At 58.6% G+C, this 18,055-nt stretch carries 17 protein-coding genes; 8 read left to right on the plus strand and 9 right to left on the minus strand.

Features of this window, described 5'->3' with window-relative positions; all coding sequences use genetic code 11:
* Window positions 1–60: 60 nt before the first annotated feature.
* The 3 genes from B2590_RS13990 to B2590_RS14000 form a co-directional block, all read right to left on the minus strand.
* On the minus strand, window positions 61–1,353 hold the full coding sequence (locus tag B2590_RS13990; RefSeq protein ID WP_198324912.1) for a S8 family peptidase: 1,293 nt from the start codon (window positions 1,351–1,353) through the stop codon (window positions 61–63).
* A 283-nt stretch (window positions 1,354–1,636) separates the two neighbouring features.
* Entirely contained in the window at window positions 1,637–2,293 is a 657-nt protein-coding gene (locus B2590_RS13995; RefSeq protein ID WP_036210301.1) for an OmpA family protein, read from the minus strand.
* Between the two features lie 63 nt (window positions 2,294–2,356).
* Entirely contained in the window at window positions 2,357–3,376 is a 1,020-nt protein-coding gene (locus B2590_RS14000) for an alpha/beta hydrolase (RefSeq protein ID WP_036209603.1), read from the minus strand.
* A 98-nt stretch (window positions 3,377–3,474) separates the two neighbouring features.
* On the opposite strand from B2590_RS14000, the gene B2590_RS14005 reads away from it, so the two are divergent.
* Window positions 3,475–4,368 carry an alpha/beta hydrolase gene (locus B2590_RS14005; RefSeq protein WP_213479529.1) on the plus strand — a complete coding sequence of 298 codons (894 nt, stop codon included), beginning with the start codon at window positions 3,475–3,477 and terminating at the stop codon, window positions 4,366–4,368.
* Here the strand turns inward: B2590_RS14005 and B2590_RS14010 are convergent.
* The 4 genes from B2590_RS14010 to B2590_RS14025 are packed head-to-tail and all read right to left on the minus strand — an operon-like array spanning window position 4,343 to window position 8,405.
* Window positions 4,343–4,633: a GIY-YIG nuclease family protein gene (locus B2590_RS14010; RefSeq protein WP_036209599.1), complete on the minus strand. Its 291-nt coding sequence runs from the start codon at window positions 4,631–4,633 to the stop codon at window positions 4,343–4,345. The two genes, B2590_RS14005 and B2590_RS14010, sit on opposite strands and share 26 nt — an antisense overlap.
* Window positions 4,630–5,535 (minus strand): DMT family transporter, encoded by a 906-nt coding sequence (locus tag B2590_RS14015; RefSeq protein ID WP_036209597.1) that lies wholly within the window; start codon window positions 5,533–5,535, stop codon window positions 4,630–4,632. The genes B2590_RS14010 and B2590_RS14015 overlap by 4 nt, the downstream gene beginning before the upstream one ends.
* A complete protein-coding gene (locus B2590_RS14020) occupies window positions 5,528–6,913 on the minus strand; it encodes a sigma-54-dependent transcriptional regulator (RefSeq protein ID WP_091640904.1) in 1,386 nt (461 codons plus the stop codon). Before B2590_RS14020 ends, B2590_RS14015 begins: the two co-directional genes overlap by 8 nt.
* Complete coding sequence (locus tag B2590_RS14025; RefSeq protein WP_226909943.1) at window positions 6,903–8,405, minus strand: ATP-binding protein; 1,503 nt, start codon at window positions 8,403–8,405, stop codon at window positions 6,903–6,905. The genes B2590_RS14020 and B2590_RS14025 overlap by 11 nt, the downstream gene beginning before the upstream one ends.
* Before the next feature lie 241 nt (window positions 8,406–8,646).
* On the opposite strand from B2590_RS14025, the gene B2590_RS14030 reads away from it, so the two are divergent.
* Entirely contained in the window at window positions 8,647–9,045 is a 399-nt protein-coding gene (locus B2590_RS14030) for a DUF4168 domain-containing protein (RefSeq protein ID WP_126811944.1), read from the plus strand.
* A 141-nt stretch (window positions 9,046–9,186) separates the two neighbouring features.
* Complete coding sequence (dctP, locus tag B2590_RS14035; RefSeq protein ID WP_286810279.1) at window positions 9,187–10,278, plus strand: TRAP transporter substrate-binding protein DctP; 1,092 nt, start codon at window positions 9,187–9,189, stop codon at window positions 10,276–10,278.
* A 2-nt stretch (window positions 10,279–10,280) separates the two neighbouring features.
* Here the strand turns inward: dctP and B2590_RS14040 are convergent, their stop codons facing one another.
* On the minus strand, window positions 10,281–11,123 hold the full coding sequence (locus tag B2590_RS14040) for a 23S rRNA (adenine(2030)-N(6))-methyltransferase RlmJ (RefSeq protein WP_036209582.1): 843 nt from the start codon (window positions 11,121–11,123) through the stop codon (window positions 10,281–10,283).
* A 187-nt stretch (window positions 11,124–11,310) separates the two neighbouring features.
* Between B2590_RS14040 and B2590_RS14045 the strand changes: the two genes are divergently transcribed.
* From B2590_RS14045 to B2590_RS14065, 5 genes are all read left to right on the plus strand, one after another.
* Window positions 11,311–12,639 (plus strand): imelysin family protein, encoded by a 1,329-nt coding sequence (locus B2590_RS14045; protein ID WP_286810281.1) that lies wholly within the window; start codon window positions 11,311–11,313, stop codon window positions 12,637–12,639.
* Window positions 12,640–12,694: 55 nt separating this feature from the next.
* Complete coding sequence (locus tag B2590_RS14050) at window positions 12,695–14,113, plus strand: di-heme oxidoredictase family protein (protein ID WP_286810282.1); 1,419 nt, start codon at window positions 12,695–12,697, stop codon at window positions 14,111–14,113.
* Window positions 14,114–14,122: 9 nt separating this feature from the next.
* Window positions 14,123–15,166 carry an imelysin family protein gene (locus tag B2590_RS14055; RefSeq protein WP_286810283.1) on the plus strand — a complete coding sequence of 348 codons (1,044 nt, stop codon included), beginning with the start codon at window positions 14,123–14,125 and terminating at the stop codon, window positions 15,164–15,166.
* Entirely contained in the window at window positions 15,166–16,287 is a 1,122-nt protein-coding gene (locus B2590_RS14060; protein WP_286810284.1) for a DUF1513 domain-containing protein, read from the plus strand. The genes B2590_RS14055 and B2590_RS14060 overlap by 1 nt, the downstream gene beginning before the upstream one ends.
* A gap of 85 nt (window positions 16,288–16,372) precedes the next feature.
* Window positions 16,373–17,689, plus strand: a complete 1,317-nt coding sequence (locus tag B2590_RS14065) for an MFS transporter (protein ID WP_286810285.1) — start codon at window positions 16,373–16,375, stop codon at window positions 17,687–17,689.
* On the opposite strand, the gene B2590_RS14070 is transcribed toward B2590_RS14065, so the two are convergent.
* Entirely contained in the window at window positions 17,683–18,054 is a 372-nt protein-coding gene (locus B2590_RS14070; RefSeq protein WP_075197060.1) for a DUF4870 family protein, read from the minus strand. The genes B2590_RS14065 and B2590_RS14070 overlap by 7 nt on opposite strands.
* Between the last annotated feature and the right edge of the window lies 1 nt (window position 18,055).

An 18,055-nucleotide genomic window follows, 5' to 3' on the forward strand; every position in this document is an offset into this window, starting at 1 on the left:
GCGCCATGCCTGGCGCACAACGATAAATGGCCGGAACGGGATCGTTCCGGCCCTTAAGCATTACTGCGGCACTCTTAGCAGACGATTGGGAGAGCCCTCTTCAATACTCCCAAGTACATTTCTGGTCGCCAGCTCGTCCAGCCTGGTGCTGACCGATGCCGGTGACAGATCGGGTTCAGCCCCCAGGATCAGGGCAACGCTGCCCGCTACGTGTGGCGATGCCATAGAGGTCCCGCTGATGGTGTTTACTTCATCGTCCTCCTGGTACCAGGCCGCGGTGATGTCAGACCCCGGGGCAAACAGGTCCAGACATTCTCCGTGGTTGGAAAACGACGATCGTTGATCCTCGCGGGTAGTGCTTCCTACGGTTACCGCTGATGCAACCCGATTTGGAGAGCCGGAACAGGCGTCAGCATCGCTGTTACCGGCGGCCACGACGAACGTCACTCCCTGCTCTATCGCACCACGCACGGCATCGTCCAGAGCGTCTGAATTTCCTCCACCAAGGGACATATTGGCAACGGCCGGCGCCTGATGGTTCTCAGCCACCCAGTCAACACCTGCGATCACATCCGCGTTAGAACCGGCACCGGAGCAATCCAACACCCGCACGGCCGAGATGGATGCGTTCTTGGCAACGCCATAGACGGTGCCAGTTGCGGTACTGGCGACATGGGTCCCGTGACCATTGCAGTCTGTGGTGTCTTCCGGGTCAGTCTCGCCACCAATGTTGACGATCGGGCCGATCAACGGCAACCCACCCAACCCCAGCAAGCCCGTATCGTTCACCGCAAAGTTACGGCCTTCAATCACCCGTCCGGCAAACTCGTCGTGGCTATCCCGCAGACCTGTGTCGATGATATAGACACTGACTCCGTTACCGGCAGAGGACGGGTAGCTATATTGCTCATCCAGGGGGAGCACCGGCTGATCGATCCTGTCCAGCCCCCAGGTGGCATCACCCTGCGTCACCGCATTTGCGGCAACAACCTGGTCGGGCTCAACTGCCAGCACGCCAGGCAGGGATGACAACAGTGCTGCCTGCGGCTCTGTCATCGTGACCGCCGCACCGGTCATCGCAGTTCGGTATACATGCAGAATATCACCACCACCTACGGCCACCAGAAGCGATTCGACGCTTGCCTGCAGGTCGGCAAGCCCCAGCATGTCAGGAATCGACGGGGCCAGTGTGAGGATATAGCGCCCCGGTATGCGATCTCCCGGCTGAAGCGCGGATTCGGAGGCTTCCGAAGTGCCCGTCAGGCCGACACCATCCGACAGTTCTGCGAAGGCCGGGGCGGCCAAGAGAACACTGAGGGTAAAACCAATTGTTTTTGTGATCGTTGTTGTCAAAGCAGATCTCCCATTTGCTCATTTTCCATGATTGAGGCTCACCGGGAACGGACAACATAGAGCCTTGTGTTCCACCACGGGACATTCCCCTTCACCGTTCCATGCATTGAAGGGCGATTCAGGTCAGATGAGGCCAATTCGGCTCTCATAAACAAGCTTTAATGAACAAAGGCAGACGTTGAAGGTTGAGACAGGAAGCAAAATGGGGAAGGAGAAGAAAAGGAAGGAAGCGACTCCGGAACACGGGCATGACCCGGAGTCGCTCAATCAGTCTGTGCTGATATTACTGCATGGGAACCAGTGTCAGCTCAACGCGACGGTTCTGTTCACGTCCGCTTTCGGTGTCGTTGGAGGCAATCGGGTAGCGCGGGCCATAACCTGTCGCACGGGTCCTCTTGGGTGCGATACCCTGATTCAAAAGGAAATCCCTGACTGACCCAGCGCGGCGCTCACTCAACAACTGGTTGTAATCCCGCGAGCCAGTGCTATCGGTATGGCCTTCGATCTGAATAATGGTCTTGTCGAATTCCTTCAGTACCAGCGCCACGGATTCCAGCGTGTTGCTGAACGACGGCTTGATGGAGGACTGGTTGACGTCGAAGGTGATGTTGCCCGGCATGACCAGTTCAATTTCGTCACCATTGCGTACAACGCGAACACCGGAACCCTCGAGTTTGCGGCGCAACTGCGCTTCCTGCTTATCCATGTAATAACCGATACCACCACCAATGGCCGCACCGGATGCGGCACCAATCAGTGCGCCTTTGCCACGGTCACTGCTGCTGGAGGTTGCAGCGCCGACGGCGGCACCACCAATGGCCCCGATAATGCTGCCTTTCGTGGCGCTAGAGGTTTTTTCCTCACCGGTGTAAGGATCGTATGTCATACAGCCGCCAAGACCCACGGTGGCGACGGCAAAAGCTACAATCGTTTTCTTCACGGCATTCTCCAAAGTCTTTCCAAGGTATGACTGTTCGCGGCATGGTGCCGCCATTGGCTTTCCTTAACTGGCCTCAGACAGAGACCCGTCATGGTCGTTTTCAAACGTATCCACAATGGTATTGAATACGGTTGCCTGTAAATCCTGGGCTTCGTTTACTAGATGATGACGCCCATCCGGTATCCGGAGTTCCTCCACCGAGGAAAATTTATTGCGGATAATCCGCAGATTGTGCTGCCAGTCTACAGTCAGGTCCTTTTCCCCCTGCACCACGGTAATCGGAAAATCGACCGGGCGGGCGGACTCAATATGCGGTACCCACTGCCGTAATGCAGAAACCCAGTCCACATGTACGGCCCTGGCCTGGAGCGGATCGTAGTCCCTGAGGAACTTCAGGAAACGCGAGTTTCCACTGTTGGCCCCAAACGCCCGTCGCCATCGCGATATAAAGGGTTTTACCAGGCTGTGCAGAACTTTGGCACCCAGCCACCCCATCGGCCTGATCAACGGTGCCAGCAGTACCACCCTACGAAAATCCGAGGTTTCCCGGTCGTGATGGTTGGTCAGCAGGTAGTCAATCAGGATAGCCCCGCCCGTACTCTGCCCGACCGCATACCAGGGCGCCCGCACGTGACGCCTTACACTGGCCATGACATCCGTCAGCACGGCCTGATACTCGAGAAAACTACCAATCGCCGCCGGTGTGCCACTGGACAGCCCGTGCCCGGGCTGATCATAGGCGAGCACATCAAAGCCCGCACCCAGGCAACGGTCGATCAACTGGCTGTATAGCCCTACATGGTCAAAGTAGCCATGCAGGATAAACACCGTGCCCCGGGGCTTGCACTGATCCGGAAGGCGAAAATAGTGGACCATCACTTGGTGCCGGTCCGCCATCACATAACCCTGGCGATAGCTGACCTCCGGGTGCTCTACCCAGAGATCGAGGCCGTAGAACCGGCAGTAGGCCACCATATCCTCGCTGAGTTGTTCCTGGCTTTCAGGCTCGAAGGGCGACATTCGCTCAAGTAACGACGCCCTGTCCCAGTTCGGAATTTCTATGGTATCTGTTTTCCAGTACACGTAGAGTTAAACGCCTGTCATGAATGGGTATGAAAATAGCAGTGTGTCTGCACTAAGCTTGGTGCTTAGATTAGCACACCACAACCCCGGAGTTGCCGATGATACAAACCGCCCTGGAAGCCGGCCTGCGCCAGACCATGAACCGACTCGTTCGTCCCCTGCTGCATCCCGCGATTCCCGTTGCCCTGCAACGCCGGTTGATCAGCAAGGCCTACCTGACATCGATTCCGCCACGTGGCACCCGGTTTGAAGACATCCAGGCAGAAGGGCTTTCGATCACCCGGGCCTGTCACAGCGACAACCCTCACGGGGTCATACTGTATTTCCATGGCGGTGGTTACATCATAGGCTCGCCAAAAACACACAAGGGAATTACCGGCCACCTGTCGAAATTCAGTGGCGCGATGGTGGTTACTCCCGACTACCGATTGGCACCGGAGAACCCCTTCCCCGCGGCACTGGACGATGCTGAAATGGTTTACCGCGCCTTGCTGGACGAAGGGCATCCGCCTGCAACCCTATGCCTCGCGGGCGACTCAGCCGGCGGCGGACTCGCCGTAGCCCTGGCCATGCGCCTACGCGACAAAGGCCTGCCCTTGCCCTCGTCGCTGATGGTGCTGTCGCCCTGGACTGATCTTTCCCACCAGCACCTTTTCGCGCCTGAATGCGAGCCGGTTCTACAGAAGCCGTGGATCGACAAGTCCGCGCGCCTGTACTGCGGCAACACACCACCGTCCGAGCCTCTCGTTTCACCCGTATTTGGCGACCTTTCCGGCCTTCCGCCGTTGCTGATACAGGTGGGCAGCCAGGAAATCCTGCTGAATGATGCCCGGCGCCTGGCGAACGCGGCCAGCCGTGACAGTGTCGATACACGCCTGGAAATCTATAACGGGCTCTGGCACGTTTTCCAGGTCCACGCGGGGCAACTGGACCGCGCCACCGAGGCCCTGCAAACAGCTGGCGCGTTTATACGCCAGCATCTGTCGAGTTGACCGGGAGGACAACCTCCCCACGAATCAGCGCTTCCTTCTGCTTGCGCGGCCATTGTTTGATCTGCCACTCAAGTTTCGACGCCGTCGCCCTGTCTGTCGTCTCGGCAGAAAATGCGAGCTCAAGGGGCCCTTTGCCCCGCAGGCTACGGGCCCCTTTTGGTGCACCGGCCTGGTGTTCGGCAAAGCGCCGCGCCACATCGGTTGTGATCCCCGTGTAAAGAGCCCCTTTGGCGGTCCGTACCATGTAGATGAACCACTGGCTCATACCGATGAAGCCCTCGCCATTGTCTCCCGGGTTTTACGTTGCTGAATCCACAGCCCCGCAACGATCAACACCAGGCCAACGTATGTGGATGGCAGAATGATCTCGCCAAGAATGAAATAGATGAACACCAGCGACAGGAACGGTGAGATAAAGATGAGGTTACTCACCCTGGCGGTATTTTCCGCCTTCTTCATGGCGTAGGACCAGAGCACAAAGGCAATTCCCATTTCGAACACACCCACGTAGGTGGCCGCCAACAGGCCTGTTGTGGGGTTGAAATCGAAACCATCCGTCACCCCGCAAATCACCACGATCACCGGAAGACCGCAGAGAAAATTCAGGAACAGACCGACCACCGGATCCCGGGTATCCCGAGTCGCGATAATCCAGTAGGACGCCCAGACCAGGGTGCTGCCGATGGCCAGGCCCACACCAAGAGGGTCGGAGAACGTTAACGACAACACATCGCCACGGGTTGCGATAACGACGACCCCGCTGTAGCAAATCAATCCGGCGATGATATCGGCACGCCGCAGTCGCTGTCCCAGGAAGGGCACCGACAGGTAGGCCAGCACCAGCGCCCAGGTGTAGTTCAGGGGTTGCGCCTCCTGGGCAGGCAGCCGGTCGAACGCACCAAACAGCAGGAAGTAGTACAGGCAGGGATTGATAAGCCCCATACCGAAAGACTGCAGATATTGGCGGCGCGACAGTTCAAAGACCAGGTGCCACCGTCGTTGTGCGACCAGAATAAGCGCCATCACTATTACCGACGCGGAACAGGCGACCACCAGCATCTGGACCGGGGTCAATTCCCGCAATGACAACTTGAACGCAGTGGCCACTGTTGACCAGAGCAATACCGTTCCAAGGCCGTAAAGCATTGCCTGTTTCTGGTTAGTCATGAGCAGTGTCCTTTTCCGCATCAAGCCAGCGATAGAGCGTACGCCGGTTTACCCCGAGTATCTGGGCCGCACGGCGTTTATTGCCTTCCACCGCATCAATAACACGCACAACATAGTCCTGCTGGACCTGCTCCAACGTGGGCCAATCCGCCAGGTTTCCTGATGGCAGCACCGGCCGGCCCTCAGCAGACTCTGTCTGGCGCTTGCGGATACGGGCCGGCAGATGTTCCGGCAACACCACATCACCGTCGCAAAAGGTCACGGCCCGTTCAATCGCGCTGGCCAGTTCCCGGACATTGCCGGGAAACGGATAATCCGCCAACATTCGCGCAGCCACTTCGCCCAGCTGCAGGAATCCGCGCTGGTGACGCCGGGCGGAATCCCGCAGGAAATGCATGGCAAGCAGATCCACATCGTCATCCCGCTCCCTTAATGGCGGCACCATCAAGGTCAGGGTTTCCAGGCGATAGTAAAGGTCCTCGCGGAAGCCACCCTGTTCCACGGCCCTGACCAGGTCCTGATGGGTAGCCGCAATAACACGCACATTGACGGCCTCTTCGTGGTCAGAACCCACCGGCTTAATCGTGCCTTCCTGCAGCACACGCAACAATTTCGCCTGAAGAGCGAGCGGCATCTCGCCAATTTCGTCCAGCAGCAGCGTGCCTCCATCCGCTTCGGCAAACAGCCCCCTGCGGGCGGATTTTGCGCCGGTAAAAGCACCGGCTTCGTGGCCGAAAAACTCGCTTTCCATCAGCTCATGGGGTATGCCCGCGCAATTGACTGGTATAAACGGTCCTTGCCGGCGCTCGCTCTCGTCGTGAATGGCCCTGGCGACCAGTTCCTTGCCGGTGCCGCTCTCGCCACTGACCAGGACGGCCGCCTGGCTACGGGCCACCTGTCGTATTTCGTTCCTCAAACGCTCCATCGCCCGGCTCTCGCCCACCAGCCCCAGCGCACTGTCGCTTTCACTCTGGGATTTGTAACGTGCGAGTTCACTGGTCACCGCCGCATGGGCCAGCAGGCGCTTGATCTTCAAGCGAAGATGGTCGGTGGACAGTGGTTTGGTGAGGAAGTCATCGGCACCGGCCTTAAGCGCCTCTACCGCCTGGTCAACCGTGCCGAAGGCTGTGATGATGATAAAGGGAACCGAATGGCCTTCCGCCTGCAGCTTCCGTAGTATTGCCAGGCCGTCGCCGTCTGGCAATCGAAGGTCCGACACAATCAGGTCCGGGCGCCATTCCCGCAACCCATTGCAGCCTTCCTCAACGGTTGCAGCACTGCGTACCGCATAACCATCCACCTCAAGCTCCTCTGACAGAAGCGTCCGCAAACTGGCGTCGTCTTCCACCAGCATGATCAAAGCGGGCCTAGCTTTCATGATGGGCCTCCGTCGAGTCCACTCGTTTCTCATACACTGGCCAGAACGTTGACATCCGGCACCCGCCGTTCGCGTTCGTGCCAACCTCAATCCGACCACCATGTTCCTTGATTACACTGCCGACCACCGCAAGCCCCAGACCGGTTCCCTCACCCGCCGCACGGGTACTGAAAAAAGGCTCGAAAATCCGCTCCCGCAGCGAATCATCGATACCCGGGCCATCATCATCCACCCGCAACTCCCAGTATCCGTCGAGGGGAATAACAGACACGATCACCCGCGAGCGAGCCGCTTGGCACGCGTTGCGGACCAGGTTCAGGCAGGCCATTTCGAGACGGGTTGGCTCGGCCAGAACGCCGGCGCTGGCCTCCGGAATATCGGTACAGATCTCAACGCCATGGCACTTGGGCTCGTCGCATACCCGCGCGGTCAGATCGCGAGCCGTCGCCGCCAGGTCGGTTTCCCGGCGGGAGTCCGGCACATGGCGAAAACAATCGAGCAACTGCTGGATAATCAATGTCATCCGCTCGACCTGATGTTCGATATCCTTCAGGTGTCGTCGGTCGCTATCTGCCAGGTCGCCCCGCCCAAGGATATTGGCGCGACCCTGGATGACATTCAGCGGCGCACCCAGCTCATGGGCAACGCCACCGGCAACCCGCCCGATCATGGCGACCTTTTCCTGATACTTCAGCTTCTCTGACAGTTCCCGCTCGCGTTCAACGCTCTCCCGGATTTCATTTTCCGCAACCGCCATACGGGCGCCCATGTCTTGCAACCCCTCGTGGATCTGTCTCAGCTCCCTCGGCCCCGCGGGAGGTCCATCAATCTGCCAGCGGCCGGGGGCCATCCGCTCCATCAATTCCAACAGCCGGCTGACATGGCGACCGACGGCACCATAGTGCCCCAGAACAACCACCAGAATGACCATCAACGACACCACCGACCAGATACTGACGGCCCAGATTCGGCTTGATGCCACCAACTCATGGAAATCGCTACGCTTTCGGGTTACCTGAAGCAACCCCTGAATTCGACCGTCCGGGGCAACCAGCGGCGTGAATTGTGAGAAGACTGACACCCCGTCGACCCTACGAAACGCTCCGTCCAGCTTGCCACTGGCTATCGCGCGTTCGGCACTGTCGCTCCGCGTAACATCACTGTCCGCCACACCGAGGCTGGCGATCTGCTGCCCGTCTTCATCAAACACTGAGGCACCAAACACCCGGCCGATGCGGAAGATGGATTTCAGCGACTCCCCCAGAACAATTTCATCGCCATCGGACATGGCCTGGGACAATGGACCACTGACCGCCCGGGCCACAAGCTCCAGATCTTCCCGCAAACGGTCATTCAGATTACGCTCGACCGCACCGAGCCCCACATAAATGGCGACGCCGCTGAATACCATCAACGGTACAACCATGCTCAGCACCAAGGTCAGGCGCAGCGAGCGAAACATGTCCCGCGCTCTTGATACAGGCGTTTTCATAACGTGCTCCGACAAAGTGTCACACAGGTATGCCACATGTGACATTTAGCCACAACGCACATTACTCAAAGGTAACACCAAATAGCCATCAAGATATTGTTTTAAATGATTTTTTTGAAGATAAAAAAGATGGCACAGAGCTTGATTGTGCAACACCAACGTTCGAGGAATCGCATTCCTTTCAACGTCAGACTGCATTCGATGACACGGTGCAGTCCCTTCAACGCAAAAGGAGAACGCCATGAACAAATTTCTCGTTTCACTGACTGCATCCCTGGCACTGCTGGCGGCGGGCCCCGCACTGGCGCAGGAAAACCAGCAAAGCCCCGAAGCGACCAATCCCAACGGCGGATACAGTGACCCCGCGTCAGCCGGCACTCAGAAAACCAACTTTACCGACGAGGAACTGAAGCAATTCGTTGAGGCTCAGGAAGGGATCAACAATATCCGTGATGAGTATATGGAAAAAATCGAAGCGGCTGATTCCCAGAAAAAAGCTCAGGAACTACAGATGGAAGCCAACGATGAGATGGTGACAGAGATTGAGGATTCCGGCATGGATATCCCCACTTATAATTCCATCGCAACCGCTTACAACAGTGAACCCCAGGTTCGGAATCGTGTTGATGCACTGATGTAAGCCGTCTCCCCACATTGGTTGCTTCAGGCCCTGCTATGACAGGGCCTTTTTGATTCTGCAAACGAGGTCGCGATGGCCATAATCAACGTTGATTGTGGTATCTTGTCGGCATGATTTTGTAGAGACCAATGGAGACAAACCATGCGAAGATTCTGCCGCGGGCTAACCCCATTGCTCTTGACGGTTATGCTTGTCCTGGCAGGATGTTCAGACAGCCCGGCACCGGCGTCCGGCGGCGACAATGATGAGAAACCATCCTACCCCGTTACCTGGCGCTTTGCCCTTGAGGAAATTGAAGGCAGCGTACAACACCGTTATGCCCTTGAATTCAAGGACCGTATCGAGCGTATCTCTGATGGCAACATCCTCGTTGATGTTTTTCCCTATGGCTCTATTGGCACGTCACTCGAACTGACGGATCTCGCCCGGGAAGGCTCAGTCCATCTCGCTTTCGCCTCCCCCGGCCACCTGGCCAACGTTATTCCCGAGGTGGGCGTATTCACCCTCCATTATCTATTGTCTGATGACGAAGAAGTGAATCGTGGCGTGCTCGCCAGCGATGATTTGAAGCAACTGTTCCACGAGCCCTACGAGGAGCAGGGCCTCAAGCTTCATGGTTTCGTACCTGAGGGCTGGATGGTCTGGACCGCCAACAAGCCCTTGCGGAGCCCCGCGGATTTCGACGGACTCACCATCCGCACCATGACGTCGGACATCGCTGAAGAGACCTATAGAACCTATGGCGCCACAACCAGCCAGGTTCCTTTTTCGCAGGTCTACAGCGACCTTCAGTTACGCCGCATTGACGGGCAGGCCAACCCTGTTTTCGCCATTGAAGAGATGGGATTCTATGAAGTCCAGGGTGTGATGACGTTTGCCAGACCTGCCCAATTTGTCACCTCCGTGGTTTCCAATACGTCGTGGTTTGACGCCCTTCCCGAAGACCAGAAACTCTGGCTGGAAGATGCTATGGATGAGATCGCACCGCTGGCTTACGAGGTACAGGCTGAACTCAATGCAAGCCGTCTCGATACCATCAAGGAAAACAGCAGCATCCGTGTGGTTGAATTGACCGAGGATGAGCGGGACCGCTTCCGTGAGGCCAGCCGGCCGGCCCGCAAGGCCTATATACGTATGGCTGGTGAGCGTGGAGCAGCCATCCTGGACCAACTCCTGACAATGGTCAGCACAACAGAGTCCGCAATACCAGCAACGGATACGACCGCCCAATAGCGCTATTCAGGCACCAGCCAGCTGCTGTTCGATGACAGGCCCAGACAGCGATCACCGGAAACCGTATCCATCATCTCCGCAAGCCGGGTGTCGAATCCCCAGGGCGGGTTCACCACCAGCACTCCGGACCCGGACATTCCACGTTGCGGGGCCCGGTTGAGTGCAACTTCGCTGCACAACACCTTGCGCACGGGCCCATCAGACACCGCATCCTTTAATCGCTTGTGGGGGAAACCCGCCAGAATCGGATACCAGATCAGATACACGCCATGACGGCATTTCTGCCACGCTCGCGCCAAGGTGTTCGCCACTTCTTCATAGTCGCTTTTGATCTCGTATGAAGGGTCCGTCAGCACCAGCAACCTTGGTTGCCTGGGCGGCAGATGGCGAAGCAACCCCTTTAATCCATCCTCCTGAAAGACCTTGACCCGGGAATGCCCGGCAGCCCACTGCCCCAGGGTTTCGCCTTCGGCGGGGTGCAACTCGAAGGCGGTCAGGGTGTCCTGCTCCCGCAGGTAACGGAGGAACCAGCGCGGCGACCCCGGATAGCTCGCCAATTGCCCGTCCTTCCCCTCCCCCGAGGCCAACCCAGCCAGGACGGCCTGCCAGTCGTCGGAATGCAGCTCGGCTCGAAGTGGCCAAAGCTTCTGGATCCCTGCAGCGGCTTCACCGGTTTTAAGCGCCCTATCTCCCGCAAGATCGTAGCTGGCACTACCGGCATGAGTATCGAAGCAGGCGATAGCAGACGATTTGGCCTGCATCATCCTGACCGCAAGCGTTAAGGCAGCGTGCTTGTGAACATCGGCAAAATTACCGGCATGAAACGCGTGGAGGTAACTTAGCATTACAGACTCCTGACGAAAGGGGCACCATTAGGCTACAGCAGGAGCAGAGTTGGCAAACATTTCTAACTATCCCCAGCCAAGTCAACAAAATTGAAAATCATTCTCACATTCGTTGCAACCGCCCACCCGCTCTCTATAATGCGAATAACAATACGTTTTATTTAATTAACAGCGAAAGGACATCGAAATGGCCCTGCTCTCAAACGCATCACACATTCCCCTGGCGTTCGCTATCTCCGCGACGCTACTGACGGCCTGCAGTAGCGGCGACGAAACCGCATCCACATCCTCGGCAGCCGAAGAGCCGGCGGCAGCAGAAGCCATCAGCAAATCCGATGTCGTGGAACACTACGCCGACCTGGCCCATGCAAACTTTGAAGACGCACTGACCGCCGCACAGTCCCTCGACAGCACAATAGACACCTTCCTGGAAAGCCCGACCGAAGAAAACCTGCAAAAGGCAAAACAGGCCTGGCTGGCTTCCCGGGTGCCCTATCAGCAGACCGAGGTGTTCCGCTTTGGTAACGCCGTGGTTGATGACTGGGAAGGGCAACTGAATGCCTGGCCGCTGGACGAAGGCCTGATTGATTACGTAAAGGAAGATGGCTACCAGTACGAATTGGGCAACGAGGGCGCTACAGCAAACATTATTGCCAGCACGGAAATCAATATTGGCGGCACGACGGTCGATGCTTCCAGCCTGACCCCGGACCTGCTGGCGGAGCTGAACGAAATCGGAGGCTCGGAGGCCAACGTGGCCTCTGGATACCATGCGATTGAATTCCTGCTGTGGGGTCAGGACCTGCACGGCTTCGATCGCGGCGCCGGACAGCGCCCTGCTACGGACTACGCCCAGGGCGAGGACTGCACCCACGGCAATTGCGACCGCCGCGCCGCCTACCTGGATGCAGCGACCGATCTGTTGATCACCGATCTGGAGTGGATGGTTGCACAGTGGGCACCCGGCCCGGAAGACAACTATCGCTCCCAGTTGCTCGCCGAAGCACCGGATGCCGCTGTACAGAAAATGTTCTTCGGCATGGGCTCCCTGTCCCTGGGTGAGCTTGCCGGTGAGCGCATGAAAGTCGCCCTGGAAGCCAATTCCTACGAGGATGAGCACGACTGCTTTAGCGACAACACCCACAACTCCCATTACTACAACGGCCAGGGCGTGGCCAACATCTACTCCGGCAGCTACACCCGGATTGACGGCTCTGAACTGACAGGTCCTTCCCTGTCCGATCTGGTTGCCGAGCTCAACCCGGAACTGAACGAGACACTGAGCCAGCAGTTCGAAGAGTCGATGGGGGCGCTGCAAACCATGAAATCCAGTGCCGAAGCCGAGTCAGAGCCGATGAAATTCGATATGATGATCGCTCCCGGCAATGAGAAAGGCGCGAAGATCGTAAACGGCGCGATTATGGCGCTGGTGGCACAAACCGGTTCCATTGAACAGGCCGCCCGCGAACTGGGCATCGACTCGCTCAAGCCTGATGACGCCGGCCATACCTTCTAGCTGATCCACTAACCAGCTTATCCACTAAAAAGTAACGACACGTTGTAGAGAAACCATGCGCCAACGCCCCCTGCTACTGCTGACCTTGTCTTCGGGAGTGGCCGTAGCAGCGGCCTTCGCCATGGCCACTGCCCAGGACCCTTATCCGATCCAGGCGACGGTCAAGACCGGGGGCGAAGGCACCGTGGATCAGTTCGATCACAATGCCTATTCCCTGCCCCAGGCTAACCTGTCCATGACCAGGCGCCTGGATTTCAGTGTCGGCAACAGTTTCTTCCGCAACCCCTGGGTCGAAGCCCCTGCCAGCACGGATGCCCGCGATGGCCTGGGGCCACTGTTCAACACAAACTCCTGCCAGGGCTGTCACATAAAGGATGGCCGCGGACATCCTCCGGGCGCTGACGACAAACCTGTATCCCTGTTCCTCCGACTCGCCGTGCCGGCCGATCCCGATCAGGATGCGGATATCCTGAAGACCCACGGATTCAAACCGGCCCCCGTGTACGGCAGCCAGTTGCAAACCGCCGCCCTGCCGGCCGCCAAACCTGAAGCCGATCTGGTGATCGACTGGGAATCGGTGACAGAGACGCTGTCGGACGGCACCGAAATAGAACTACGAAAACCGGTCTACCGGATCGAGAACCCTAACTATGGCCCGCTCCCGGAGGACCTGCTGGTGTCTCCACGGGTGGCTCCACAGATGATTGGCATGGGTCTGCTGGAAGCCATACCGCTTGAAGACCTGCAGGCACTGGCGGACCCGGAGGATACGGACAACGACGGCCTCTCCGGCAAACTCAATCAAGTCTGGGACCTGGACAGCCAGCAAACCGTGCCGGGCCGATTCGGCTGGAAAGCTGCCGAACCAAACGTTCATCAGCAAAGTATGGGGGCGTTTGCCGGAGACATGGGGCTGACGTCCACCATCAAACCGGCAACCGACTGTACGCCCGAGCAGAACTGTAAGCGCTTCACCAACGGCGGCAGCCCCGAAGTGAGCGACAAGGTGAGCAACTTCGTGACCTTCTACGCCAAAAGCCTGGCAGTGCCCGCACGCCGTGACCTGGACACTGTGTCCGTTCAACAAGGCGCGGAACTGTTCAATGAAACCGGCTGCGCCGGCTGTCATACACCAAGGCACACTACCGGCATCGCCCCGGACCGCCCGGACCTCAGCAACCAGACCATATGGCCCTATACCGATCTGCTCCTGCATGACATGGGTCCGGCGCTTGCCGATGGTCGGGATGAATTCCTGGCCAACGGCAACGAATGGCGGACACCCCCGCTCTGGGGAATCGGCCTGGCTCAACGGGTCAATCCGCAGTCCGGGTTCCTCCACGACGGGCGGGCGCGAACACTCGAAGAAGCCGTGCTCTGGCACGGGGGCGAGGCCGGGCAGGCAGCTGAACGTTACCGTCAGATGCCCGTCGAAGACCGGGAGGCACTCCTGGATTTCCTGAACTCTCTCTGAGGACACGCCATGCGACCATTAACGAAAGCCGTGGGTATTGCCGCGCTGATACTGGCTCCAATTGCTGGGATGGCTGCTAGCCAGACTGAAACGAACAGCAACGCCGAACAGCAATGGCACCAGGGAATTTTCGCGGGTTACCAGTCTCTGGCGGCCGAAGCGGGCGACTTGTCCGTCGCCGCTGCCGACTACTGCACCGCCCCGGAACAGGAGTCGCGCGACGCCCTGGAGGAAGCTTGGCTGAACGCCTTCCTGGCGTGGCAACGTGTCCGTTATGTGGATTTTGGCCCGGTGGAGAACGACAACCTTGCCTGGCAGTTCCAGTTCTGGCCCGACCCGAAAAACCTGATTGCCCGCAAAGCCAGCTACCTGCTGAACTCGGAAGACCCGATATCAGGTGAGGTCATCGCCGAGTCCGGCGTGGCCGTACAGGGTTTTCCCATGCTGGAGTACCTGTTGTACGACGAACCATTGAACGCCAGCGACAATGCCCTACCCGCGGAAAAGACCTGCGGCCTGCTGAGAGCGGTTGCCAGCCACATCGAAACCAATAGCCAGCAACTCAGTGATCAATGGCAGGCGTTCCGCGAGGATTACCTGGCCACGGAGCAATATCGCGACACCACCATCCGGGCCGGCATGGCGGCCCTGGAGATTCTGGAGGATCGCCGGCTTGCCCAGCCAATGGGGCTCCGTGGGAATGGCAAGCGTTCTGTCTACGCCGCCGATGCCTGGCGTAGCGGCCGTAGCCTGAAGACCATGGAAGCAACCATCCATGGCCTGGAGCAGTCTTTCCTGCCGGGCCTGACACAGCTGCTAAAGGAAAGCGAACAACCGCAACTGGGTCCACGAATTGAAAACCAGTTCAAGGACGTTCTGGAGCACTTCCCGGAACTCCATCGCCCCATGACTGAGCTGCTTTCCAATGACGATGCCTTTTCCCTGCTCCAGGGCTTCTACGTTGACGTTTCCCAGTTAACCACTCTGATCAATGACCAGGCAGCGGTTGAACTCGGCGTCATTCGCGGCTTCAATTCCAGCGACGGCGACTGATGAGCAGCAACAGGCAACCCGGAGGTGCACTTATCAACCGCAGACAACTACTGAAAGCGGGGATGGCCGGAGGACTGGCAGCCACCCTGTCCGGCTGCAGTCTGCTGCCTCGAAAAGCGGATTACGCGCCAGATCAGTACGTCGGCGCCGTGGGACTGCCCGGGGGTAAGTTCGGCATTAGTGCCATCAACCGCAAAGGTCACCTCATATGGGAGTCACCGGTCGACACCCGTTGCCACAGCGGCTGTGCACGCCCGGATGGCTCTCAGGTCATCTTCTTCGAACGCCGGCCCGGCTGGGCGTTTTACGGGTTCGACGCCCTCAGCGGTAACAGGACACATCGCGTCAAAGCCGCTTCCGGGGAACACTTTGTCGGTCACGGAGTGTTCTCCCCCGACGGCCGCTGGCTCTATGTCACCGCCAGCCGCTACGAGCCGGGGCAAGGCATTATTGCCGTCTATGACGCGGAGCAGAATTATCAGCGGGTCGATACCTTTGAGCTTCAGGGCATTGGCCCCCATGAGCTGACACTGCACACGGACGGGGAAACACTGGTGATCGGCCTCGGCGGCATACTGACCCACCCGGACTACGATCGCCTCAAGCTGAACCTCGACACCATGGAACCCGCGCTGATCCTGATGAACCGCCGCAGCGGTCGGATTATTGGGCGGTTCAACCCTGCCCATCACCAGCAAAGCGCCCGTCATGTCAGTACCGGTTCGAACGGCCGGGTGTACGTTGCCTACCAGTACCAGGGGCCCCTTCACGAGTCCCCCGCCCTCATCGCGCGGCTGGAAGGCGGTGAGCTTCAGGAAATCCGATTCGATGAGGGTACCCAGGCAGCACTGGCCAACTACATCGCCAGCGTTGTTGCCCATCCCGAGAACGACCTTGTCGCTGCCGCGTCGCCAGTGGGCGGCACCGCCGTGGTGTTCAATGGCATCACTGGCGAACTGCTGGCCAGGGCGTCCATACCCGACTGCGCTGGCGTCCAGGCCTTGGCAGGAGGCGATTTCCTGATCTCCTCCGGACGCGGAAAACTGGTGCGCCTGGGGCAGGACAATCAGTCACGGCAAATCGCCGATCTGCCGGTCCAGTGGGACCACCACCTGGTCTGAATCACCCGCAACGCGGCCCTCCTGCCTTAAGGCAACTCGCCTTAGCTGGTATCCTTATAAGCCATTTGTTCAGGAGGACGGCAACTTGCCCGCCAGAAACAAGGACACCCTCGACCAGGTTTACAGCCTGATTGCCAACGAAGAAGACGCCCGGGTCTGCACGGACATCCCCGATGAAGCCTGCCGTGAGGTGCCACGCAACTTCTTCCTGATCCTCGGCAGCAACGTGCTGACCAAACTGGGTGACTTGCTGATCAGCCCCAAGACCGTGCTGGCCTGGCTTTTAAGCGCGATTGGGGCACCTGCCCTGGTGGCCTGGCTGGTCCCGATCCGTGAGTCCGGCTCAATGATTCCGCAAATGGTGATCGGTGCCTGGGTCCGGCGCAAGCCTGTACGCAAATGGTTCTGGATCCTGGGAAGCTTTGGCCAGGCGGCCAGTGTTCTGGGCATGGCAGCGAGCGTCTGGTTCCTGGAGGGCTACGCCGCGGGCGCCGGCGTGGTGGGCGCATTGGTGCTGTTTTCCCTGGCCCGGGGGTTCTGCTCAGTGTCCATGAAGGACGTGCAAGGAAAATGCATCCCGAAGAAACGCCGAGGGCGGCTGTCTGGCCTGGCCTCCACCATCGGTGGGACCGCAACAGTCATCCTCACCGCCTTGCTGTTCTGGAACCGGGGTGACCCTGGCGTACTTTTCTACACCCTCCTGCTCCTGTTGGCTGCCTGCCTCTGGATTATTGCCGGCTTTCTATTCGCCTCTGTTGATGAATACGAGGGCGAAACCGGCGGTGGCGGCAATGCGCTTGGGGACGCGTTCAAAAGCCTGTCCCTTCTCAGGGACGACGCGCCATTCCGGCACTTCGTGATTACCCGCGCCCTGCTGCTGTGCTCGGCGCTGGCGTCGCCCTACTTCGTCGTGCTCGCCCAGAAAAACTCTGACACCGGGTGGCTTCTGGGCGTCTTTCTGCTGGCGAGCAGCCTCGCCAGTTCCATCAGCGCCAGTGTGTGGGGTTGGATGGCGGACGAGTCCAGCCGGCGGGTAATGATTCGCGGTGCCATTGTCGCCAGTGGCGCCTGCGTGGCGGTGGGCCTGACCGCTTTGTTTGCGGGCGAAGCAACCGCCAGCGTCTGGTTCTATCCCGCCGGGTTCTTCGTGCTGAGCATTGCGCATGCCGGGGTTCGACTGGGACGTAAAACGTATCTGGTGGATATGGCAGGCGGCAACAAACGCACCGACTATACCTCCGTGAGCAATACCGTTATTGGGGTGCTGTTACTGGCAACGGGCGGGCTGACAGCGCTGGTATCGATGATATCCGACGTGGCGGTGATACTGACGCTGGGCGCCATGGGGCTGGCCGGCGCCATCAGCGCCACCCGGTTAAGGGAAGTGACCGAGGATCAGTGAGGTTCCGGTGGCTTCCCGTCGTTCAACGCCAGGGCGCCTTTCACAATGCGGTAGATGATCCAGATGGAGATGCCCAGCAACACAAACCAGCCAATGATCAGTGGCGTCGTCACGATGCCAATCACCGTCCACAACAGCCCGATCCAGAAGGTTCGTATCTGCCAACGGAAATGAGGCTCTATCCAGGTGCTCTTTACGTCATCGAGCTTGACGTAATTGATGATCACACCCACCAGGCCGGTAATGCCACCGACAAAGAACGACAGCGCCTGCAGGATATAAACCAGCACCGCCAGGTTGCGGCCTGGCTCTTCACGTCGTGCTATGGGGTCTGCATTGGCGGGGATGTATTCGTGCTCGGACAAG

The organism is Marinobacter sp. UBA3604, assembly GCF_002375325.1.
Lineage (GTDB): Bacteria > Pseudomonadota > Gammaproteobacteria > Pseudomonadales > Oleiphilaceae > Marinobacter > Marinobacter salarius.